This window comes from Chitiniphilus eburneus, from assembly GCF_005048205.1.
Lineage (GTDB): Bacteria > Pseudomonadota > Gammaproteobacteria > Burkholderiales > Chitinibacteraceae > Chitiniphilus > Chitiniphilus eburneus.
Genome location: NZ_SUMF01000008.1, coordinates 84,955 through 105,867, shown reverse-complemented (window position 1 = coordinate 105,867; position 20,913 = coordinate 84,955). Strand labels below are relative to the sequence as shown.

At 62.6% G+C, this 20,913-nt stretch carries 18 protein-coding genes; 10 read left to right on the top strand and 8 right to left on the bottom strand.

The features are described 5' to 3' along the window. Positions 1–30 precede the first annotated feature (30 nt). The 4 genes from serS to FAZ21_RS09545 all read right to left on the bottom strand — a co-directional run bounded on the left by serS (position 31) and on the right by FAZ21_RS09545 (position 4,079). Positions 31–1,314, bottom strand: a complete 1,284-nt coding sequence (gene serS, locus FAZ21_RS09560; RefSeq protein WP_136773218.1) for a serine--tRNA ligase — start codon at positions 1,312–1,314, stop codon at positions 31–33. A gap of 89 nt (positions 1,315–1,403) precedes the next feature. Next, positions 1,404–2,729: a replication-associated recombination protein A gene (locus FAZ21_RS09555; protein WP_136773217.1), complete on the bottom strand. Its 1,326-nt coding sequence runs from the start codon at positions 2,727–2,729 to the stop codon at positions 1,404–1,406. Continuing rightward, a complete protein-coding gene (gene lolA, locus FAZ21_RS09550) occupies positions 2,713–3,318 on the bottom strand; it encodes an outer membrane lipoprotein periplasmic chaperone LolA (protein ID WP_136773216.1) in 606 nt (201 codons plus the stop codon). Before lolA ends, FAZ21_RS09555 begins: the two co-directional genes overlap by 17 nt. Before the next feature lie 71 nt (positions 3,319–3,389). Further along, positions 3,390–4,079: an OmpA family protein gene (locus FAZ21_RS09545; protein WP_136773215.1), complete on the bottom strand. Its 690-nt coding sequence runs from the start codon at positions 4,077–4,079 to the stop codon at positions 3,390–3,392. A gap of 318 nt (positions 4,080–4,397) precedes the next feature. Here FAZ21_RS09545 and gyrA point away from each other — a divergent pair, with 318 nt between their 5' ends. From gyrA to hisC, 8 genes are all read left to right on the top strand, one after another. Further along, on the top strand, positions 4,398–7,022 hold the full coding sequence (gyrA, locus tag FAZ21_RS09540) for a DNA gyrase subunit A (protein WP_136773214.1): 2,625 nt from the start codon (positions 4,398–4,400) through the stop codon (positions 7,020–7,022). 18 nt (positions 7,023–7,040) lie between these two features. After that, entirely contained in the window at positions 7,041–7,478 is a 438-nt protein-coding gene (locus tag FAZ21_RS09535; RefSeq protein WP_136773213.1) for a PaaI family thioesterase, read from the top strand. Further along, complete coding sequence (locus FAZ21_RS09530; RefSeq protein WP_136773212.1) at positions 7,475–7,915, top strand: PaaI family thioesterase; 441 nt, start codon at positions 7,475–7,477, stop codon at positions 7,913–7,915. Before FAZ21_RS09535 ends, FAZ21_RS09530 begins: the two co-directional genes overlap by 4 nt. 88 nt (positions 7,916–8,003) lie before the next feature. Then, positions 8,004–9,074 (top strand): 3-phosphoserine/phosphohydroxythreonine transaminase, encoded by a 1,071-nt coding sequence (gene serC / locus FAZ21_RS09525; RefSeq protein ID WP_136773211.1) that lies wholly within the window; start codon positions 8,004–8,006, stop codon positions 9,072–9,074. A gap of 58 nt (positions 9,075–9,132) precedes the next feature. Next, on the top strand, positions 9,133–9,321 hold the full coding sequence (locus tag FAZ21_RS09520) for a hypothetical protein (RefSeq protein ID WP_136773210.1): 189 nt from the start codon (positions 9,133–9,135) through the stop codon (positions 9,319–9,321). Between the two features lie 6 nt (positions 9,322–9,327). Continuing rightward, positions 9,328–10,401 (top strand): prephenate dehydratase, encoded by a 1,074-nt coding sequence (pheA, locus tag FAZ21_RS09515; RefSeq protein WP_136773209.1) that lies wholly within the window; start codon positions 9,328–9,330, stop codon positions 10,399–10,401. Positions 10,402–10,498: 97 nt separating this feature from the next. Next, positions 10,499–11,086, top strand: coding sequence for an LOG family protein (locus tag FAZ21_RS09510; RefSeq protein ID WP_136773208.1), 588 nt, complete (start codon positions 10,499–10,501; stop codon positions 11,084–11,086). An 83-nt stretch (positions 11,087–11,169) separates the two neighbouring features. Further along, entirely contained in the window at positions 11,170–12,270 is a 1,101-nt protein-coding gene (gene hisC / locus FAZ21_RS09505) for a histidinol-phosphate transaminase (protein WP_136773207.1), read from the top strand. Positions 12,271–12,338: 68 nt separating this feature from the next. Here the strand turns inward: hisC and FAZ21_RS09500 are convergent, their stop codons facing one another. From FAZ21_RS09500 to FAZ21_RS09490, 3 genes are all read right to left on the bottom strand, one after another. After that, the gene (locus FAZ21_RS09500) at positions 12,339–12,653 is read right to left on the bottom strand and encodes a hypothetical protein (protein ID WP_136773206.1); all 315 of its coding nucleotides are present in this window, start codon (positions 12,651–12,653) and stop codon (positions 12,339–12,341) included. Then, positions 12,650–14,332, bottom strand: a complete 1,683-nt coding sequence (locus FAZ21_RS09495; protein ID WP_136773205.1) for a M30 family zinc metallopeptidase — start codon at positions 14,330–14,332, stop codon at positions 12,650–12,652. The genes FAZ21_RS09500 and FAZ21_RS09495 overlap by 4 nt, the downstream gene beginning before the upstream one ends. A gap of 249 nt (positions 14,333–14,581) precedes the next feature. Beyond that, positions 14,582–16,288 (bottom strand): M30 family zinc metallopeptidase, encoded by a 1,707-nt coding sequence (locus tag FAZ21_RS09490; protein ID WP_169307326.1) that lies wholly within the window; start codon positions 16,286–16,288, stop codon positions 14,582–14,584. Positions 16,289–16,667: 379 nt separating this feature from the next. Between FAZ21_RS09490 and FAZ21_RS09485 the strand changes: the two genes are divergently transcribed. Next, positions 16,668–19,094 (top strand): EAL domain-containing protein, encoded by a 2,427-nt coding sequence (locus tag FAZ21_RS09485; RefSeq protein WP_169307325.1) that lies wholly within the window; start codon positions 16,668–16,670, stop codon positions 19,092–19,094. Positions 19,095–19,118: 24 nt separating this feature from the next. On the opposite strand, the gene FAZ21_RS09480 is transcribed toward FAZ21_RS09485, so the two are convergent. Beyond that, the gene (locus FAZ21_RS09480) at positions 19,119–20,018 is read right to left on the bottom strand and encodes a hypothetical protein (RefSeq protein WP_136773202.1); all 900 of its coding nucleotides are present in this window, start codon (positions 20,016–20,018) and stop codon (positions 19,119–19,121) included. Positions 20,019–20,266: 248 nt separating this feature from the next. On the opposite strand from FAZ21_RS09480, the gene FAZ21_RS09475 reads away from it, so the two are divergent. Further along, positions 20,267–20,869 carry a peroxiredoxin gene (locus tag FAZ21_RS09475; protein WP_136773201.1) on the top strand — a complete coding sequence of 201 codons (603 nt, stop codon included), beginning with the start codon at positions 20,267–20,269 and terminating at the stop codon, positions 20,867–20,869. Positions 20,870–20,913 lie beyond the last annotated feature (44 nt).

Genomic DNA, 20,913 nt, shown 5'->3' with positions numbered 1-20,913 from the left:
GGGCGCGCTTTTCCGTGGGGCTGATCCAGATCAGGCTTGCAGAAGTTTGACGCCGCCCATGTACGGTACCAGGACATCGGGGACGGTCACGCTGCCGTCGGCGTTCTGATAGTTCTCCAGTACCGCCACCAGCGTGCGGCCCACCGCGAGCCCGGATCCGTTCAAGGTGTGGACCAGTTCGTTCTTGCCGGCCTCGTTCTTGAAGCGGGCCTGCATGCGGCGTGACTGGAAGGATTCGCAGTTCGAACAACTGGAAATCTCGCGATAGGTATCCTGGGCGGGCAGCCAGACTTCCAGGTCGTAGGTCCTGGCGGCGGAAAACCCCATGTCGCCGGTGCACAGCGATACCACCCGGTAGGGCAGGCCGAGCTTTTGCAGAATGGCTTCGGCATGGCCGACCATCTCTTCCAGCGCGGCATACGATTGCTCGGGATGCGTGATCTGCACCATTTCGACTTTGTCGAACTGGTGCTGGCGGATCATGCCGCGCACGTCGCGCCCATAGGACCCGGCTTCGGAACGGAAGCAGGGCGAATGCGCGGTCAGCTTCACCGGCAATTCGTCGGCCTTGAGAATCGAATCGCGTACCGTATTGGTCAGCGAGATTTCCGAAGTCGAAATCAGGTATTGGGTATTGCCGTCTTCGCCGCCGCGTTCCACCCGGAACATATCCTCGGCGAATTTGGGCAACTGGCCCGTGCCATACAGCACTTCGGGATTGACGATATATGGCGTATAGGTCTCGCTATAGCCGTGTTCGTCGGTCTGGGTGTTGATCATGAATTGCGCCAGTGCGCGATGCAGCCGCGCAATCTGGCCGCGCAACAGCGTAAAACGTGCGCCGGACAGTTTGGCGCCCGTTTCGAAATCGAGCCCCAGCGGCGTGCCGACATCGACATGATCGCGAACCGCGAAGTCGAACGCGCGGGGCGTACCCCAGCGCCGCACTTCGACGTTATCGCGCTCGTCGGCCCCGGTGGGCACGCTTTCGTGCGGCAGGTTGGGCACGCGTAGCAGCAGGTCGTTGAGTTTGTCCTGGAGAAGACCGAGCGCGGCTTCGTTGGCGGACAGCTCGCCCTTCAGGTTTTCCACTTCCGCCAGGATGGGCGCCACATCCTCGCCGCGCGCCTTGGCCTGGCCGATCTGCTTGGACACGCTGTTGCGTTTGGCCTGGAGGTCCTGCGTGGCGGTCTGGAGCGTTTTGCGCTCGGCTTCGAGGGCCTTGAAATCGTCGGCAGGGAAGGCAAACCCGCGTGTGGCCAGGCGGGCGACGACGCCATCTAGATCATTGCGAAGCTGGTTGATATCGAGCATGGGCGGAATCGGTGCGTTGGGATCGTCGGATTTTACACGGGGTGCAAAAGTGGCGCGAACCGAGATGCGCGCCTGTTCTGCGCGCGGAGTCAGTCTTTCTTGCGTTGTGCGTGCCAGGCGGCGTCGAGTTCGCGCAAGTGGCGCAGTTTCTCCGCGATCTTTCCTTCCAGGCCGCGCGGCGTGGGTTGGTAGAAGACCGTATCCTCCAGCCCTTCCGGCAGATAGCTTTCCCCTGCGGCGTAGGCTTCCGGTTCGTCATGCGCGTAGCGGTAGGCGTGGCCATAACCCAGCTCCTTCATGAGCTTGGTGGGCGCGTTGCGCAGATGGATCGGCACTTCGCGGCTTTTATCGCGGCCGATGAAGGCGCGGGCGGCATTGTAGGCCATGTACCCGGCGTTGGATTTGGGGGCGATGGCAAGGTAGATCACAGCCTGGGCCAGTGCGAGTTCGCCTTCCGGGCTGCCCAGTCGTTCGTAGGTTTCGGCGGCATCGTTGCAAATCTGCATGGCACGGGGGTCGGCCAGTCCGATGTCCTCCCAGGCCATGCGGACGATGCGCCGCGCGAGGTAGCGGGCGTCGGCGCCACCGTCGAGCATGCGGGTCAGCCAGTACAGCGCGCCATCGGGGCTGGAGCCGCGTACCGACTTGTGCAATGCGGAGATCTGGTCGTAAAACGCGTCGCCGCCCTTGTCGAAGCGGCGGCTGTTCAAGGTAAGCGCCGTTTCGAGAAAGGCGGAGTCCAGTGTCGTACGCGCCTCGGCCTGCGCGGCGTTGGCGGCCTGTTCCACCAGATTGAGCAGGCGGCGCGCATCGCCATCGGCGTAGCCGATCAGGACATCGATGGCGCTGGATTCGAAGGTCAGCGCGGGATAACAGCGTTCGTGTGCGCGGGTCACCAACACGCCGAGGTCTTCGGCCGACAATGGTTTGAGTACATAGACCTGCGCACGCGAGAGCAGGGCGGCGTTCACTTCGAACGAAGGGTTCTCGGTGGTGGCGCCAATGAAGGTGACGAGGCCCGATTCCACGAACGGCAGGAAGGCATCCTGCTGGCTTTTGTTGAAACGATGGACTTCGTCGACAAAGAGGATGGTGCGCCGACCCATGCCACGGGTGGCCTGGGCTTGCTCCATGGCCGCGCGGATGTCTTTCACGCCGGAAAAAACAGCCGAGAGCGCGATGAAGTCGGCCTCGAAAGCGCCGGTGAGCAATCGCGCCAGTGTGGTCTTGCCCACACCGGGCGGCCCCCACAGGATCATCGAGTGCGGCTGGCCGGAGGCGATGGCGAGCGTGAGCGGCTTGGCCGGCCCCAGAAGATGCTGTTGCCCGACAACCTCGGCGACGGTTTTCGGGCGAAGGCGCTCCGCCAGCGGCTCGTGCTGCTCGGTGCTGAACAGGTCATTCCCGGACGACATCTACATCCTTTGGCGGGGTGAAACGGAACAGGGTGGGGTCCAGCCTGGTATTGCGCTTCACGTTGTCGAAACGGATGCGCGTGAGTTGCTCGAAGCGGTCAATCAGCTCCATTTCGACGATCTGACCATTCTTGAGGCCAAGGCGAATACTGGAGAAGCCGGCATCTTCCTGGCGGGGCCTGGCATCGAACCAGTCGATCCCGTTCCGGGAGGCCAGCGGCTTGAGCTGATAGTTCTTCTCCAGCGCATTATCGCCGGCCAGCAAGGCGGCGGGGCTGGATTCCAGGGCATTGCCCATCGATTTGACGGTGGCCTGTCGCAGATCGGGATCGTACAACCACACCTCGGCCCCATCACCCACGATCAGTTGCTCGTAAGGCGCGCTGTACGACCAGCGGAATTTGCCGGGCCGCTGGATCGCGAAGTCGCCCGCGCTCTGCTGCGGCTTGCCATTCTGCTGGACTACGGTCTGGGTGAAACGACCCTGCAACGTGGTCGTGCCGGACAGGGAGGATTTCAACGTGGCCAAGGCATCCGCTTGCGCGGGAATGGCGTGGAGCAACAGCGGCAGTGCGAGGGTAAAAGCCATCGATTTCAAGAGCGGTGTCCTCCAGAAAGTAAAAAGCCCCGCCTGGGCGGGGCTTTCAGACCCAAAACCGATTACTTGGTTTCGGTGACTTCGCGGGTGCCGCGCACTTCGATTTCAACGCGACGATCCGGAGCCAGGCATTCGATCAGCTTGGCGCGCGGCTTCACCTTGTCGCAAGTGTCGCCGGTCACCGGTTCGCTCTTGCCGCGGGTTTCAGCGGAGATGCGATCGGCCGGTGCGCCCTTGGAGATCAGGTAGTCCTGAACAGCCTTGGCACGGCGATAGCCCAGTTCCTCATTGTACTTTTCGGAACCGATGCGGTCGGTGTGACCCACGACAACGGCGGCGCCTTCCTTCGGATCCAGGTTGGCGACTTCGTTGTACAGCTGATCCAGCGCATCCTTGCCGGACGGCTTCAGCACGGACTTGTTGAAGTCGAACAGCACTTCGGCTTGCAGGGTGAACTTCTTGGTGCTGACGGCCGGTGCCGGAACGACAGCAGCCGGGGCCGGTGCGGGGGCCGGAGCGGCCGCAGCAACGGGTTCAACATAGCCCGGGCAACCCTTGACGGCCTTGTCCTTGGACCAGCTGCTGGTCTGCCAGCATTCGCCGATGCTGTTCTTCACCACGCCTTCAGGATTGGCGGGGCTGACGGTGGTGGAGTTGGTCAGGTAAGCATCGGTTGCAGCGAAAGCGGGGGCTGCTGCACCAAGGGTGGCGGCTACGGCCAGAGACGTCAGAGTTTGTTTGAGCGACAGCATAGTTTTTTCTCCTAGTAGGTTTCGTTGTGAGCCCGGGAAACAGCAACCCATTACTTCGTGAATTGATTGTGTGGTTGGATAGTAAGTTCCATCCAATCAATCAGTAACGTTGCATATTCTAGTGTCTTAACTTTCGCGTATGCAAATGAAGCCACCGTGAATTTTCCGACGCCCCCACGCAAAATTGGAGTGGTACAGGGTGCGTGTTAAACTCATTACCTTATTAGCAGATAGTCCTCCTTGTTGCACGTTCCTGTGCCGAGGTGCCGTCCCAGCTTCTCCGAACGAGCTTCCGCTCGTTCTCAATGGTCCTGGAAGATGTCCGAACAAAGCAGCTTCGCCAAAGAAACGATCCCAGTCAGCCTCGAAGAGGAAATGCGCCGTTCCTATCTCGACTACGCCATGAGCGTTATCGTAGGACGGGCGTTGCCGGATGTACGTGACGGCTTGAAACCGGTTCATCGTCGCATCCTTTTTGCCATGCACGAGAGTAACAACGTCTGGAACCGGCCGTATGTGAAATGTGCCCGGGTCATCGGCGATGTGTTGGGTAAATACCACCCCCACGGGGATGCTGCGGCCTACGAGGCGCTGGTACGGATGGCACAGGATTTTTCGCTGCGCTACACCCTGATCGACGGGCAGGGCAACTTCGGCTCCATCGATGGCGACTCTCCGGCGGCCTACCGTTATACGGAATGCCGCCTGGCGCGGGTATCGAGCGAACTGCTTGCCGACATCGACAAGGAAACCGTCGATTTCTCGCCGAACTACGACGAGAAGGAACTCGAGCCCACCGTCCTGCCCACGCGGATTCCCAATCTGCTGATCAATGGGTCGTCCGGCATCGCGGTCGGCATGGCCACCAATATCCCCCCGCACAACCTGTCCGAGGTCATCGACGGCAGCCTGGCGCTGCTGGCGAACCCCGACATGGGTGTGGACGAGCTGATCGATCTGATCCCCGCGCCGGACTTCCCCACCGCCGGCATCATCTATGGCATCCATGGTGTGCGGGAGGGCTACCGGACCGGGCGTGGGCGCGTGGTGATGCGCGCGCGTTGCCATTTCGAAGACATTCCCAAGAGCAACGACCGCCAGATGATCGTGGTCGATGAGCTGCCGTATCAGGTCAACAAGGCGAAGTTGCTGGAGCGCATCGGCGAGCTGGTGCGCGAAAAGATCCTGGAAGGCGTTTCGGAGATCCGCGATGAATCCGACCGTTCCGGGATGCGCGTCGTCATCGAGTTGAAGCGCGGCGAAATGCCGGACGTGGTGCTGAACAATCTATATAAGCACACGCAGATGCAGGACAGCTTCGGCATCAACATGGTGGCGCTGGTCGATGGCCAGCCGCGCCTGCTCAATCTGAAGCAGGTGCTGGAGTGCTTCCTGCGCCATCGTCGCGAAGTCATCAACCGCCGTACCGTGTTCGAACTGCGCAAGGCGCGCGAGCGGGGCCATATCCTGGAAGGCCTGGCCGTCGCGCTATCCAACGTCGACGAGATCATCGCCCTGATCAAGGCCGCGGCAACGCCGCCGGAAGCCAAGGCCGGGCTGATGGGCCGGACCTGGCGCTCGGCGCTGGTCGAAGACATGCTGGCCCGTATCGACCTTTCCGCGTCGCGCCCCGATGGGGTGGGCGAGGACTTCGGCCTGACCGGCGACGGCTATCGGCTTTCCGAGGCGCAGGCACAGGCGATCCTCGAATTGCGCCTGCAACGCCTGACCGGCCTCGAGCAGGACAAGATCGTCGCGGAATACCGCGAGATCATGGAGAAAATCCTCGACTTGCTCGATATCCTGGCCAAGCCGGAGCGTGTCACCCAGTTGATCGTCGATGAACTGAACCAGGTGAAGGAGCAGTACGGCGACGTGCGTCGTTCCGAGATCATCGCCCACGGCGAGGACCTGTGCATCGAAGACCTGATCACGCCGCAGGACATGGTCGTGACGCTGACCCACGGCGGCTACATGAAGACCACGCCGGTGGACGAATACGGGGCGCAGCGTCGTGGCGGGCGTGGCAAGCAGGCGGCGGCCACCAAGGACGATGACTTCATCGACCAGTTGTTCGTGGCCAATACGCATAACTACATCCTGTGTTTCTCCTCGTTCGGCCGGGTGTACTGGCTGAAGGTGTATGAACTGCCGCAGGGTGGACGCACCAGCCGTGGCAAACCCATCGTCAACCTGCTGCCATTGCAGGAGGGCGAAAAGATCAGCGCCGTGCTGCCGGTGAAGGAGTTCCGCGAGGACCAGTGCGTGTTCATGGCCACAGCGCGCGGCACCGTCAAGAAAACGTCGCTGGTCGATTATTCGCGCCCGATGAAGAAGGGCATCATCGCCATCAATATCGAGGATGGCGATGACCTGATCGGCGTGGCGCTGACGCAGCAGGGCGACCAGGTGATGTTGTTCTCCAACGCAGGCAAGTCGGTCCGCTTCATCGAAACCGATGTGCGCGCCATGGGGCGTGCCGCGACCGGCGTGCGCGGCATGCAATTGCAGGAAGGCCAGCGTGTCATCTCCTTGCTGGTGGCGGCGGACGAGCAACAGCAGGTCCTGACCGCGACCGAGAACGGCTATGGCAAGCGTACGCCGATCAGCGACTATCGCCTGACCAGCCGTGGCACGCAGGGTGTGATCGCGATCGATACCGGCGAGCGCAACGGTCCGTTGGTGGCGGCCACGCTGGTGGAGGAAAGCGACCATCTGATGCTGATCACCACGGGTGGCGTGCTGATCCGCACCCGCGTATCCGAAATCCGGGAAACCGGCCGCGCCGCCCAAGGGGTGCGCCTGATCAACCTGGATGATGGCGAAAAGCTTTCCGGGCTGGAGAAGGTGGCCGAGAGCGACGAGGACGAAGATGCCTCCACCGCCGGTATCGAAGACGAGCAGGGCGGCGGTACGGCGGCGGACGACACGCCGGCAGAATGATTCACCCAGGGACCTGACATGGCTGTCATCAATCCGAAGATGTTCGAACCATTGTGGCGCTGGTTCATGGACTTGCCGCACTGCAAGGTCCTGGGTATCGAGTATGTCGGCGCCGAAGAGGGCGTGGTGGAGTTGCGACTGCCGTATTCCGAGGCCATCGTCGGCAATCCGGAAACGGGCGTGGTGCACGGCGGCGCGGTGACCACGCTGATCGATACCGCCAGCGGCACCTGCATCTATACCTTGCTGGAAGAAACCGAGGCGGTTGCCACGCTGGATCTGCGTATCGACTACCTGCGTCCGGCATTGCCGGGTGAGGCCATCATCTGCCGCGCCGAGTGCTATCGGTTGACGGAGCAGATCGCCTTCACCCGCGCCGTGGCCTATCAGAGCGAACGTGAAATCGCGCATGGCGTCGGTACCTTCATGCGGACCCGGGTCGGGAGCGGAGCATGACACATGCTGAAATGAAGCGCTGCTGGGAAGAAGCGCGCGCCAGCGGCGACTACCACGCGCTGATGCGGGCGATTCCCTACGCCCGCACCATTGGCATGGTGATGAGCGAGACCGATGGCGAATTGCGGTTCACCCTGCCGTTCCGGCAATCGAACATCGGCAACGTGTTGCTGCCGGCATTGCATGGCGGCGTGATCGGCGGCTTCCTGGAAAACGTGGCGATCTTTACGCTGCTGGCGTCCACCGAGACCCGTAGCGTGCCCAAGGTGGTCGATTTCTCGATCGATTACCTGCGTAGCGGCCGGGCGCTGGATCTGTACGGCCGTTGCGACATCGTGCGCCAGGGCAAACGGGTGGCGAACGTGCAATTGGTGGCCTGGCAGGACGATGCCGCCAAGCCCGTCGCCTCCGCCCGCGCCCACTTCCTGCTGGGGTGATGGCCGCTCCGGTGAAGGCCGGCGATGCCGGAGTTTCAAGGATTCAGCCCGCTACCGTGGGTGGCGAGGCAAGACGAAAGGACAGACGATGACCCAGGTATACAACTTCAGTTCAGGCCCCGCGGTGCTGCCGCGTGAAGTGATGCTGGCCGCACAGGCCGAGTTCACCGACTGGCATGGGTCTGGCATGAGCGTGATGGAAATGAGCCATCGCGGTCGCGAGTTCACCCAGATCATCACCGAGGCCGAGGCCGATCTGCGCAAGCTCCTGGGCGTACCGTCCGGCTACAAGATCCTGTTCATGCAAGGGGGCGCGCATTTCCAGTTCGCCATGTTGCCGCTGAACCTCACGCAGCCGGACGATACGATCGATTTCGTCGATACCGGGCACTGGTCCAGGATCGCGATCAAGGAAGCCAGACGCTACGCCAAGGTTCATCTCGCCGCCGTGGGCGATGGCTCGGGCATTCCGGCGGAGGCCGACTGGCAGCGCAGCAAGGGCGCGGCCTACCTGCACTATTGCTCGAACGAAACCATCGGCGGCGTCGAGTTTCCGTTCATTCCGCAATCGGATGTGCCGCTGGTTTGCGACATGTCGTCGAATATCCTGTCGCGCCCGCTGGACGTATCCAGATTTGGCCTGATCTATGGTGGCGCACAGAAGAACATTGGCCCTTCGGGACTGACGCTGGTGATCGTGCGCGATGATCTGCTGGGTCACGCCCGCTCCGAAACGCCGACCATGCTCGACTACCAGATCCATGCCGCGGCGGATTCGCTCTACAACACGCCGCCCACCTACGCGATCTATATCGCCGGGCTGGTGTTCAAGTGGCTGCTGGATCGGGGCGGCCTGGTCGCGATGGAGCAGCAGAATATCGAGAAGGCATCGATGCTGTACGAAACGCTGGATGCATCGGGCTTTTATTCGTGCCCGGTGGAGCGGCCGTATCGCTCGCGCATGAACGTGCCCTTCCGCCTGGCCGACGAGCGCCTGGACGATGCCTTCCTGGAAGGTGCCAAGGCGCGGGGCCTGTTGCAATTGAAAGGACATCGCTCGGTGGGGGGCATGCGTGCCTCGATCTATAACGCGATGCCGGTCGAGGGCGTGAAAGCCCTGTGTGACTACCTGCGCGATTTCGTCAGGACGCACGGCTGAGCACTCCCACGGTTGCCGCCGCTGGCGGCGGCAATGAACGGATTCCAAGGAGCAAGGCATGGCAGGACGGGGTTCGGGCGGCAATGTACTCGCCGCGCTGGCGAGTTTTTCCACCCCGGGGCCGGGGCAATTGCTGCAAGGTCGGCCGCTGATCGTGCTTGCCGCCGTGCTGTGGCTTATCCTGCTGGGCTGGGCCATCCATCTGTGGTCGATCATCGACGCCGCGCGTTTCGCGCCCAACAAATAGAGCAACATGTCAGAAGAACAACTCAAACAGCACCGCGATGCCATCGACAGCATCGACGCCCGCGTGCTCGAACTGCTGAACGACCGCGCCCGTCATGCGCGCACCATCGGTGAAATCAAGGGCGGGGGCGTGGTTTATCGCCCGGAGCGCGAAGCGCAGGTGCTGGCGCGTATCAAATCGCTGAACGCCGGCCCCTTGTCCGATGAAACGGTCGCCAAGCTGTTCCGCGAAATCATGTCGGCTTGCCTGGCGCTGGAACGTCCGTTGACGATTGCGTTCCTCGGGCCGGAAGGCACGTTCAGCCAGGCCGCCGCCACCAAGCATTTCGGCCATGCCGCCGCAACGCAGGCCTGTATTTCCATCGACGAGGCATTTCGCTGTGTCGAAGCGGGCGCCGCGGACTACGTGGTCGCGCCGGTGGAGAACTCCACCGAGGGCGCCGTCGGCCGCACGCTGGATTTGATGGTCAATACCCCGCTGCATATCTGTGGCGAAGTGGTGCTGCGCATTCATCATCATCTGCTACGCAAGGGCGAGCACAAGGACGGCATCAAGCGCGTGTATTCCCACGCGCAAAGCCTGGGCCAGTGCCATGAGTGGCTGAACCGCAACCTGCCCGCCGAGGTGGAGCGCGTATCCGTCGCCAGCAACGCCGAAGCCGCGCGGCTGGCCAGCCTCGACCCCAGCGCCGCCGCCATTGCCGGCGATGCCGCCGCCGAGAAGTTCGGCCTGACCAAGCTGGCACAGAATATCGAGGACGAGCCCAACAACACCACGCGTTTCCTGGTGCTGGGACGCGAGGAAACCGCCGCGTCGGGGCACGACCGTACTTCGCTGGTGATCTCCGCGCCCAATCGCCCCGGTGCCCTGCATGCGCTGGTGGAGCCGCTGGCACGCCATCATGTGTCGATGACCAAGTTCGAGTCGCGCCCCAGTCGCACCGGCCTCTGGGAATACCTGTTCTTCGTGGATGTCGAGGGCCATGCCAGCGAGCCCAGGCTGCAAGGCGCGCTGGATGAACTGAGACGCGATGCCGCCTTCGTCAAAGTGCTGGGCAGCTACCCGCAGGCGGTTCTCTAGTCGATCCGCCCCTGGGTCATCGCCGTGAATACGGCGACAATGCGGCAATGATCGGTGGGCAGCGCAGGCTGCCCACATCTTTTGGGAGTTCGCAACGATGCAGAAAGTAGTGGTGTTCTGCGGTGCCCGCCACGGCACCGACCCCATCCATACCCATGCGGCACGCGCCATGGGCGCCGCGCTGGCGGCCAGCGGCAGGGCGCTGGTCTACGGTGGTGGCCACGTGGGCCTGATGGGCGAGCTGGCCGACGGTGTTCTGGATGCCGGCGGCCAGGCCATCGGCGTGATCCCCCACTTCATGGTCGAGCGTGAACTGGCGCATGGCGGGCTGACGGAATTGGTGGTGGTCGATTCCATGCATACGCGCAAGGCGCGCATGGCCGAGCTGGGCGATGCGTTCATCGCCATGCCCGGTGGCTTCGGCACGCTGGACGAACTGTTCGAGATACTGACCTGGGCGCAGATTGGCTTGCACGGCAAACCGGTGGGGTTGCTCAATACCGCGGGCTATTTCGACACGCTGCTTGCCTTCATGCGCAACGCGGCGAACCTGGGCTTCGTCAACCCGGTGGAGGTGGAGCGACTGGTGCTGGCGAGCGACCCGGCCCGGTTGCTGGACGCGCTGGCGGCGATTCCTGTGTCCGACGCGCATTGGCGTCGTGGCGAGTTGTTCGAACGGGGTTGAGCGCGCGGCGACGGCATTGCTTTCCGCCGCGCCTTTCCTTACCGTTCGTTTCTTTGCTTTCCGCCTTTTACTGGAACACCGCCATGTCCCTGCAAGACCTTGCCCCGGCCTATGTCCGCGCCATTGCTCCCTACCAACCCGGCAAGCCGATTTCCGAGCTGGCCCGCGAGATGAAGCTGGACCCGGACCAGATCGTCAAACTGGCCTCCAACGAGAACCCGCTGGGCATGAGCCCGATGGCGCGTGCCGCCATCGAGCGTACCCTGCCTGAGCTGGCGCGCTACCCGGACGGCAACGGCTTCGAATTGAAGGCCAAGATCTCGCAGCGCTTCGGCGTGCAGGGCGACAGCATCGTGCTGGGCAATGGCTCCAACGATATCCTCGAACTGATCGCCCGCGCTTTTCTCACCCCGGCGGATTCGTCGGTGTTCTCTGAATACGCGTTCGCCGTCTACCCGCTGGCGATCCAGGCCTGTGGCGCGCAGGGCATACAGGTGCGGGCCGTGGATTACGGCCACGATCTGGAGGCCATGCGCGCGGCGATCCGCCCCGATACCAAGGTGGTCTGGATTGCCAATCCCAACAATCCCACGGGTACGCTGGCGCGTCCGGGCGATCTGATCGAGTTCCTGGAGCTTTGCCCGCCGCAGGTGCTGGTGGTGCTGGACGAGGCCTATACCGAGTTCCTTCCGCGCGAAAAGCGCAGCGACTCGATCCAGTGGCTGCAACGTTTTCCCAACCTGATCGTGGTGCGCACCTTTTCCAAGGCATATGGCCTGGCGGGGCTGCGCGTCGGCTTCGGCCTGGCCAGCCCGGAAGTGGCCGGCATCCTCAATCGCGTGCGCCAGCCGTTCAACGTCAACCTGCTGGCCCAGGCAGCCGCCTGCGCGGCCCTGGACGATACGATCTTCCTGGCGGATTCGCAGCGCGTGAACAACGAAGGCATGGCGCAACTGACCGATGCGTTCGTGCGCCTGGGCCTTGGCTTCATTCCCAGCCATGGCAACTTCATCACCTTCCATTGTGGCGACGCGGCGGCGCTGAACCTGTTCATGCTGCAACGAGGTGTGATCGTGCGGCCGCTGGCGGGCTACAACATGCCCGATTCGCTGCGCGTATCGATCGGCCTGCCGGAAGAGAACGCACGCTTCATCGCGGTGCTGGAAGAAGCGCTGGGCGAATGACTGCGCGGTGGGTGCAAAAGAAAAATGCCGGTGCATCGCACCGGCATTTTTTTGTTGAACGCACAGGGCTACTTCAGTGCCTCGATCCGCGACACCTCAATCAGCGGCAGCAGCGGCGGCTGGGCGGCGCGGACCAGCGTTCCGGTCACCGTCACCCGCTGCCGTTGCAGCGTATCGGCCTGTTCCGGTGTGACGCCGGACAGTTGGTATTGTGCGCTGGCGGTTTGCAGCACTTGCATGGTCTTGGGTGCGCTGCCCTTGAGCAATAGTGTGCCCTGTAGCGTAAGCGGCCTGGCAGCCTCAGGCTGCTGTGCGCAGGCGCCAAGCATGGCCAAGGCCAGCAAGCCGGCCGCTACCGGCTTCCAGAGCTGATTTCCCCTCATCGAACCACCACGGTCAGCGAAGTGTTGATCGGCACTGGTACCACCTCCTGGTACACGCCATTGCTGGCGGCCCGGCGCAGCGGGAACATCGCGTAGGGTGCGAGGGTGGTGGGCAGCGTTGTTGGCCATTTGACCGCGTAGCCATAATCGGGGCCATTGATCGCCGGCAACGTGAAGCCATATTCCACCCGTTGCGGCATGCCGAAGCCCTGCGGTACACCGGTGGCGGGCAGTAGCGCGACCATGGTGCCCCAGCGGCGCAGCGCCTCGGTGTAACCGGGGCCGCCAGCTTGGCGGATCGCATTGTCGAGCACATCCTGCGAGTTGGTGGAGCTCTTGTTGCGCAATAGTGCCTTGTAGAAGTCCACGCCGTACTGGCGCAACAGGTAACCGCCGAAGCTGGCTGCCAGGCTGTAGCTGAAGCAGGTGGTGTTGGGCTGGCCGTTCCAGTCGGGGTAGCTGCAATTGTTGAGGCCGCTGTACAGCCAGTCGCTGAAACTGTCGTCGCGCAGCGAGTTATAGCTCGGGTCGAGGTTTAGTCCGATGATGTCCTCGGTCATCAGCGCCGTTGTTTCCTCCAGATAGGTCTCGAAGTCGTAGTAGGTATTGCTGTTCAGGTCCGTCATCAGCACGCCGCGCTGGTAGAAATTGATCATGTGGGTCAACTCGTGGCCCAGCGTGCTCAACTGGACCTGCATGCCTTCCTCGCCCTGGGCGAGATAGACGGTTTCCGTATCCATGTAGAACGACAGCGATTCGTTGCTGCTGGCCAGGTAGGGATCGGCCGGATCGCGGAAGAAATTATTGTTCGACCAGAAGTAGCCGATCATCCCGTAGGGGCGCTGGTTGTTGTCGAAGTTGACGAACACGATGTCCAGTTCCTGATTGGGCCCGATCAGGCTATCGGGAAACGCGTGGGCTCCCCACGGCTGGCCAGCCAGGCCGGTGACCAGGGAATAGACCGACTGGCTGCCGATCGCGAAACGCTGGGCGAACTCCTCTACCTTGGCCGCGCTGAACCTGGCATTGCCATATTCGCTGTTCTCCACCCAGATATTGATCACCCGGCCATCGTCGGCGGTCACCTTGCGTTGCAAGGTGGCGGTACGGCTAGAAATGGTGTTGTCGCTTTCCGAAATGAACCAGTTACGTTGATCGTTCACCGCCGCCGGGCGTGGCGCGGCCAGCGCACGGCGTGCTGCGGGGGCGTGGGGCTGGGGGCTGCGCAGGCGTGCCCGGGCGTCGAAGTTGCGCACCATGCCTGGAATCTGGTTCAGGCGTTGTGCCGTGTCCGCCGTGGCCGTCATCGATCTGGCCGGCTGCGCCGCATTCGCCTGCAGCGCGACCCGGGGGAAGGCAACCGAGGTGCCACTTTGATTGGTGTAGATCAATGTGATCGAGGATTGGTCGGTCAATCCCGAGATCGAGATCGGCACGTTGGCCTGTGCCCGGGTGGCGTTGGTATAGCGCCAGAGGCCGATCCCGCTGCCGGTATAGCTGTCGGCACCGCTGGCGCCACAGTCGGCGCCGCTGCAATCCACGGTGAGCGCGGCGCCGCTGGTGGGGGGCAGGCCAGGTTTGTCGTCACCTCCTCCGCCACCACCACACCCGATCAGCAGGGCGCTGAGCAGGGTGGCGAACAGAATGGTCTGGCTACGTGTCGACTGGCCTTGCTTCATGGTTTCCCCGTGTAGTGATTGTGGAGTCCAGCACTGGCATCGGAACGATCGACCACCGCTGAACCCTGTGTTCTGCTGAATGTAGCACCTGCGGGGTTTGTTTTTAACAGCAGCAAGGGAAAACGTGTACTTGGATGTATGGTTTGCCAAGCCCGACCGGATGCCTGGGCGGAACAGGGTTGCGGTATGTGGAAAGGCCGCCTGGCCTGGCACCCGGGGGGGGAGGGCCCCCCAGGATGGCCCCGGTCATCAGTGGACGATCACTGTCAACGAGGTGTGGTTGGGAACCGGCAGGATTTCCTGGTACATGCCGTCTCCCGTGGGGAGTCGCCGCATCGGAAAGTGCCCATAGCCGGTGAGATTGGCCGGATACGTAGGCCACTGGATGATGCTGGCGTAATCGGCGCCATCGAGGGCCGGCAGTGTAAAGCCCCCTTCGCTGCGTGCCGGCAGGCCGAAGCCGGTGGGGGAGGCGGCCGAGGGTAGCAGGCCGATGCCACTGACGCCCCAGCGACGCAACGCCTCGACGTACCCGGGGCCGCCGGCCTGGCGGATGGCGTGATCGAGCAGCGCGATCGAATTGGCATAGGTGGTGTCGCGCAGCAGGCTCCGGTAGAAATCGATGCCGTGCTGGCGCAACAGATAGGCGCCGAAGCTGCCCGCGATGTTGTAGCTGAAGCAGGACGGGCTCGAGCCATCTTTCCAGACCGGATAGCTGCAATTGAAATCGCCGTTGCGCAACCAGTTGCGGAAACGGAGATCGCGGATCGAATGGAATTCGGGGTCGATCGTCGTGCCGACGATGTCCTCGGTCATCATCGCCGTGGTTTCTTCCAGGAAAGTATCGAAGCTATGGTCCATATCGGACGAAAGCACGATGCCGCGCTGGTAATGATTGATCATGTGGGTCAGCTCGTGCGCCAGCGTCGACAACTGGAATTCCACACCGTTTTCCGGCATCAGGTAGATGGCTTCGGTATCGATGTAGAACGACAGCGACTGGTTGCTGTATCGCAGCAGTGGGTCGCCGGACTGTTGCCGGAAGTTGTTGAGCGCCCAGAAGTAACCGACCCATCCGATGTGGGGATTGCGGTCCGGCGTGAAGTTGGCGAGGACGATGTCCAGTTCCTGGTCGGGCGACAGCAGCGATGGATAGGCATGGACGCCCCAGGGCTGGCCGATCAGGCCGGTCACCCGCGCATAGATCGATTGCGATCCGTCGGCGAACTGCCTGGCGAAGCGATCGAGCATCGCGCTGCTCAGGCGATCGTGGGCCAACTCGCCCTGTTGTACCCAGAAATTGATGATCCGCCCATCCGGTGCGGTCAATTGCCGCTGCAAGGTGGCGGTACGGGAGACCAGTTCATCGTTGGCGTTCAGCACATACCACGCCCGGCTGTTCCCCACGCTGCTGCCACGTACCGGACCCGCCTGCTGGCTGGCCATGGGCATGGCGCGGGAGGGCTGGCCCAGATAGCGTGCAGGATCGAACTCGCGTAGACGGGGCGGAACGGTCTGCCTGCCGGCATCCGCCATGGCGTCGGAAAGACCGCTACCGATGGGAGCTGTTGCGTGACGTTGCGCCAGCAATGGCAGATTCGGCAGCAGTACGGGGCTGGCGGTCTGATTGCTGTACAGCAGCGTGACCGACTTGCCGGCGAGCCCGGAGATGGACACTGGTACGTTGATCGTCGTCATCCCGACGTTGTCGTAACGCCACAAGCCCACACCTTTGCCGGCGTAGCGATCTGGCGCCTCCGCGCCGCAGTGTTCGCCACTGCAATCGACACTGAGCGCCGCGCCGGGCGTGACCACCGGTGGTGGCGTCGGCGTTGCTTCTTCGTCTGGAATGGTGATCGGGCCGCCCGAGCCGCTGTTCTCGTCGCCACCCCCTCCGCCACCACAGGCCGCCAACACCATGCCGAGTCCCACCGCGCCGATCCGGATCCACCGCATCCAACTATGACTCATTGATTCCCCCCGCTTTTGTTGTTGTGGCGCCGGCATGCCTGGGCATGAGGTGCTGGCCGCCGACTTTCGCTGTAACGACCCGTGCGTAGGAATGCAGTAAAGGGCCGTTTGCGGTGGAAAGAGTATTGTAAACAGATGTTGGTTGGTGTTTTGATCCGCACAAAACATGACCTGGCTCAACTCAGTCATCCTGACAGTTGTCAAGCATGAATTTGCCGCCTGTTTTACAAATTGCCGATCTTCATCTGGATTTGCTTTCAAAAATAAAACATCGATTGGATTTGATCTTCTTTTGTGGATTACGATTTGTGCCAGCCATGCCCTCCGATTATGCTCGACGCAAAACCCCGATCCGGTATCCGCAGTGCTTCAGAAATTCTTCCGCCGTGCCAAGGAGTTTTATCGCGAGAACCGCCTTGCCTGGCGCATGGTGGCCGCGGTCATTGCGATCAGTCTGTTGGTCACTGCGTCGCTGACTGTCATCCTGGTCCGCATCGAGTACCAGCGCAGCATCGCGCGCATCGAGGCCGACCTGGATACCCTGTCCAGCAGCGTTCGCCCGCAACTGGCGGTCAATCTGTGGCTGGTGAACACCGAGGCTGTGCGCACCCAGCTTCATTCCCTGTTGCAGACCAAGGTGGTGGGCTGGGCACGCCTGGTGGAGCCGGACGGCACGCGCTACGAGGTGGGGGAACTGCCCGACAAGCATGAACTCACCATCCGCAAGCGCTACGTCGTCGAATACGAACATCCGCTCACGCACCGCAATGTCCCACTGGGCGAGCTGGAGCTGGTCAACACGCTGGATGGATTACAGACCCAGTTGCTGGCCCAGTTGGGTCGTATCCTGCTGTTGCTGGGCCTGGGGATGATGAGCGCCGCACTGTGCTTTCTCTGGCTTTACCACCGCCTGATCGCCCGGCATCTGTCTCACATTGCCGAATACACCCGCCGTTTCGACTACGAACGGATGATGGCGCCGCTGGTGCTGGCGCGGCAGAAGCGTGGCACGGACGAGTTGCAGACGCTGACCGACGCCATCAACACCATGCGGCGTAACCTGCTGATCGGCAATGCGCAGCGCGACGAGGCGCAGCAGGCAATGCTGCGCGAGAAGGAACTGGCCGAGGTGACGCTGCGTTCGGTGGCCGATGCCATCGTGACCACCACCGGGGACGGCCGCGTCAAATTGCTCAATACCGCGGCGGAGAAACTGATCGGCTGGACTTTCGCCGAGGCGCGCGGCCGGCCGATCACCGAGATCGTCGTCACGCTGGACGATACCGGCGAGGCGGATTTTGCCTCGCTACTGCATCTGGCGCGCGTGGGCGCGCTGCCGCCCGGCGCGGTCAAGACCACCATCACCAATCGCCATGGCGAGCACTACCGGGTGGAAATGGCCATCGTGCAGATCGGCGATGCCGAAGGCGGCACCGGCTATGTGGTGGCGTTGCACGATATCAGCGCCGCCGAAGCGCTGACCGCGCGGCTGGCCTATCAGGCCATGCACGATGAGCTGACCGGCCTGACCAATCGCCGGGGCTTCATGACCGCGCTGGCCACGGCTCGCGATCTGGTGCAGGAGTACGACGAGGCCCGCGTCGTGATGCAGTTGGATCTGGACCAATTCAAACTGGTCAACGATACCTGCGGACACCAGGCGGGTGACGAACTGCTGCGGCAACTGGCCCAGCAGTTCCAGGACGTGATGTCCGAGAACGTGCTGGTTGGCCGGCTGGGGGGCGACGAATTCGGTTTCCTGCTCGATACGGCGAACGAAGCCCAGGCGCAGCAGGCGGCGCGCAGCGTGCTGCTGGCGCTGGAGCAGTACCGCTTTGTCTGGGGCGACCGCCCCTTCGTGGTCACCGGCAGCATGGGGCTGGTGCGCATGGACCGCGAAGTCTGCAACCCGCAGGAAGTGATGAGCCGCGCCGACGTGGCCTGCTACGCGGCCAAGGAGGCGGGGCGCAACCGCTTTGCCTGGTATCGTGGCGCCGAGGAAAACCTGGAAGGCCGCCACAACGAACTGCAACTGCTGGCAACGCTGCGCCAGGCCGCTGAGCAGGACTGGTTCCGCCTTTACTTCCAGCCCATCGTGCCGGCACGCCCCGGACGAGGCACCCGACATCACGAAGTGTTGCTGCGACTGGTGGACGAGCAGGGCAAGGTGATCCCGCCGGGGGCATTCATTCCGGCGGCGGAGCGCTACGACCTGATGGCGACCATCGACCGCTGGGTGATCGCCCACACGCTCAATGTCCTGCGCGACGGCGGGCCACAGGTGAGCCTGTCGGTCAATCTGTCCGGCAAATCGCTCAATCGGCAGACACTGGCCTTTGTGCTGGAGCGGCTGGAGGAAACCCGGATCGAACCGTCGCAGGTGTGCTTCGAGATCACCGAGACCAGCGCCATCGCCAACATCCAGGAGTCCACCCAGTTCATCGAGGCACTGCGCGAGCGCGGCTGTCGCTTCGCGCTGGACGATTTCGGCAGCGGGTTTTCGTCGTTCACCTATCTAAAGACGCTGCCGGTGGATTACCTGAAGATCGACGGCAGCCTGATCCGCGACGTGGTGCACGACGATGTGAGCCGGCAGATGGTGATCGCCGTGAATCGCATCGCTCATGCGATGGGCCGGCAGACCATCGCTGAATATGTGGAAAGCGAAGAGATCGCCAGCGCATTGCGCGAGATCGGCGTCGATTTCCTCCAGGGCTACCATATCGGCATGCCGGAGCCGTTCCTGGACGACGCGCCCACGCCGGGCAACGGCACCACCGGCTTCCAATAAGCCGACGGCGCCATCCGGGCCCGCTCAGTTCAGGCGCTTCCAGTACTTGGTGCGGGTGTTGAAAAAGCCCGACTCGATATAGGCGCGCTCGATCAGGCCGCGCTCGCGCAGGATTGCCAAGCCTTTTTCCAGCGCCTCGGCGGTTTGCGCACCATGGGGCGCCATCCGGCTGACGAACAGATGGCGGCTGCCCTGTAGGCCCACCTTCACATTCGGTATCGGCAGGAATTGCTGGCTGCCCACCTGGAGCGCCATGTCGGGCGTGGCCTGGAACGGTGCCAGCAGCACATCGGCGCGTTGCTTGGCCACCATGCCCACCATCGAATCCCAGCTTTGCGTCATCAGCACGTTGGCCATGCCGAGCCCTTGCAGCGTCGCCACATCGGGTCGCCAGCTATCCGCCACCACGGCGGTCAGCTTCTGTACCTTGGCCAGACTGTCGGCGGCCAATGCCTTCTGGTTGCCGCTGGCGGTGTACAGCCCTGCCTCGAATTCGCCCTGGCGAATCAGGGGCGGGCTGATATAGATCTTGTCCTTGATCTCTTGCAGGTCGATCAGCCAGGCCGTATTGCCGCCCAGCGTGGCGGTGCCCGACAGGATTTCGCGCAGGAAGCGGCTGTAGGAATCGCTGCTGTGGTCCACCTTCACCAGCTTTACCGGCTGGCGCAGTCCGCCCAGGTGCAGGGCCTGCTGGGTCAAGACCAGTTCCACCACGTCACGTCGCGAGCCCGGGCCGCTGAAATGGGTCAGCATCAATGGGTTGCGCTTGCCGATGAAGCGCATGTAGTCGTTGTAGACATCCTGCTGGGTGAGGATGGTGATGCTCTGTTCGGCGCGCGCGCCCGGCAGCCAGGCGAGGGCGAGGGCCGCCAGCACGCCGAGACAGAAGCGCCGCCGCAGTGGGTTGAGGGGGGTCGGCTTCATTGTTTTATCGTCCTCCGTATCCAACATCGCGATGATCGCGCTTCCTTGGGGGGGAGACAATGGCTGTCGCTGCGATAGGGTGTGACTATCATCAACATCAACTTTCCTTATTTGACTGGTCAGGTGCGAGCGACTATCGTTGCTGCGCCTACCTATCTCTGCGCGCCTGCTGTGTCCTTGCTGGCCAGGCGCTGCCGCGGAGCGATCCGCCTCTTGCATTTACCCCTTCATCAGAACAGGAGATCACCATGGCTGTCCTCGTTGGCAAACAAGCTCCCGCATTCACCGCCGCCGCCGTACTCGGCAACGGCCAGATCGTCGATCAATACCACCTGCACGACAACATCAAGGGCAAGTACGCCGTCGTGTTCTTCTATCCGCTGGACTTCACCTTCGTCTGCCCGTCGGAACTGATCGCATTCGACCACCGCCTGGAAGAATTCAAGAAGCGCAACGTGGAAGTGATCGGTGTATCCATCGACAGCCAGTTCACCCATAGCGCATGGCGCAACACCCCGGTGGACAAGGGTGGCATCGGCCCGGTCGGCTACACCCTGGTCGCCGACGTGAAGCACGAAATCGCCAAGGCCTTCGATGTGGAGTCCGCCGACGGCGTGGCATTCCGCGGCACCTTCCTGATCGACAAGTCCGGCGTGGTGCGTCACCAACTGGTGAACGACCTGCCGCTGGGCCGCAACATCGACGAAACCCTGCGTACCGTCGATGCCCTCCAGTTCACCGAAGAGCACGGCGAAGTGTGCCCGGCCGGTTGGAACAAGGGTAAGAAAGGCATGAAGGCCGACGCCAAGGGCGTGGCCGAATACCTGGCTTCGGAAGCCTCCTCGCTGTAATGGCGACGACCTGCCGACGCAGGGACCAGAAAGCCCCGGGATCC

What these genes read in the sequence shown, in the direction of transcription:
- serS (WP_136773218.1), bottom strand. Translation starts at nt 1,314, where the DNA reads ATGCTCGATATCAACCAGCTTCGCAATGATCTAGATGGCGTCGTCGCC.
- FAZ21_RS09555 (WP_136773217.1), bottom strand. Translation starts at nt 2,729, where the DNA reads ATGTCGTCCGGGAATGACCTGTTCAGCACCGAGCAGCACGAGCCGCTG.
- lolA (WP_136773216.1), bottom strand. Translation starts at nt 3,318, where the DNA reads ATGGCTTTTACCCTCGCACTGCCGCTGTTGCTCCACGCCATTCCCGCG.
- FAZ21_RS09545 (WP_136773215.1), bottom strand. Translation starts at nt 4,079, where the DNA reads ATGCTGTCGCTCAAACAAACTCTGACGTCTCTGGCCGTAGCCGCCACC.
- gyrA (WP_136773214.1), top strand. Translation starts at nt 4,398, where the DNA reads ATGTCCGAACAAAGCAGCTTCGCCAAAGAAACGATCCCAGTCAGCCTC.
- FAZ21_RS09535 (WP_136773213.1), top strand. Translation starts at nt 7,041, where the DNA reads ATGGCTGTCATCAATCCGAAGATGTTCGAACCATTGTGGCGCTGGTTC.
- FAZ21_RS09530 (WP_136773212.1), top strand. Translation starts at nt 7,475, where the DNA reads ATGACACATGCTGAAATGAAGCGCTGCTGGGAAGAAGCGCGCGCCAGC.
- serC (WP_136773211.1), top strand. Translation starts at nt 8,004, where the DNA reads ATGACCCAGGTATACAACTTCAGTTCAGGCCCCGCGGTGCTGCCGCGT.
- FAZ21_RS09520 (WP_136773210.1), top strand. Translation starts at nt 9,133, where the DNA reads ATGGCAGGACGGGGTTCGGGCGGCAATGTACTCGCCGCGCTGGCGAGT.
- pheA (WP_136773209.1), top strand. Translation starts at nt 9,328, where the DNA reads ATGTCAGAAGAACAACTCAAACAGCACCGCGATGCCATCGACAGCATC.
- FAZ21_RS09510 (WP_136773208.1), top strand. Translation starts at nt 10,499, where the DNA reads ATGCAGAAAGTAGTGGTGTTCTGCGGTGCCCGCCACGGCACCGACCCC.
- hisC (WP_136773207.1), top strand. Translation starts at nt 11,170, where the DNA reads ATGTCCCTGCAAGACCTTGCCCCGGCCTATGTCCGCGCCATTGCTCCC.
- FAZ21_RS09500 (WP_136773206.1), bottom strand. Translation starts at nt 12,653, where the DNA reads ATGAGGGGAAATCAGCTCTGGAAGCCGGTAGCGGCCGGCTTGCTGGCC.
- FAZ21_RS09495 (WP_136773205.1), bottom strand. Translation starts at nt 14,332, where the DNA reads ATGAAGCAAGGCCAGTCGACACGTAGCCAGACCATTCTGTTCGCCACC.
- FAZ21_RS09490 (WP_169307326.1), bottom strand. Translation starts at nt 16,288, where the DNA reads ATGCGGTGGATCCGGATCGGCGCGGTGGGACTCGGCATGGTGTTGGCG.
- FAZ21_RS09480 (WP_136773202.1), bottom strand. Translation starts at nt 20,018, where the DNA reads ATGAAGCCGACCCCCCTCAACCCACTGCGGCGGCGCTTCTGTCTCGGC.
- FAZ21_RS09475 (WP_136773201.1), top strand. Translation starts at nt 20,267, where the DNA reads ATGGCTGTCCTCGTTGGCAAACAAGCTCCCGCATTCACCGCCGCCGCC.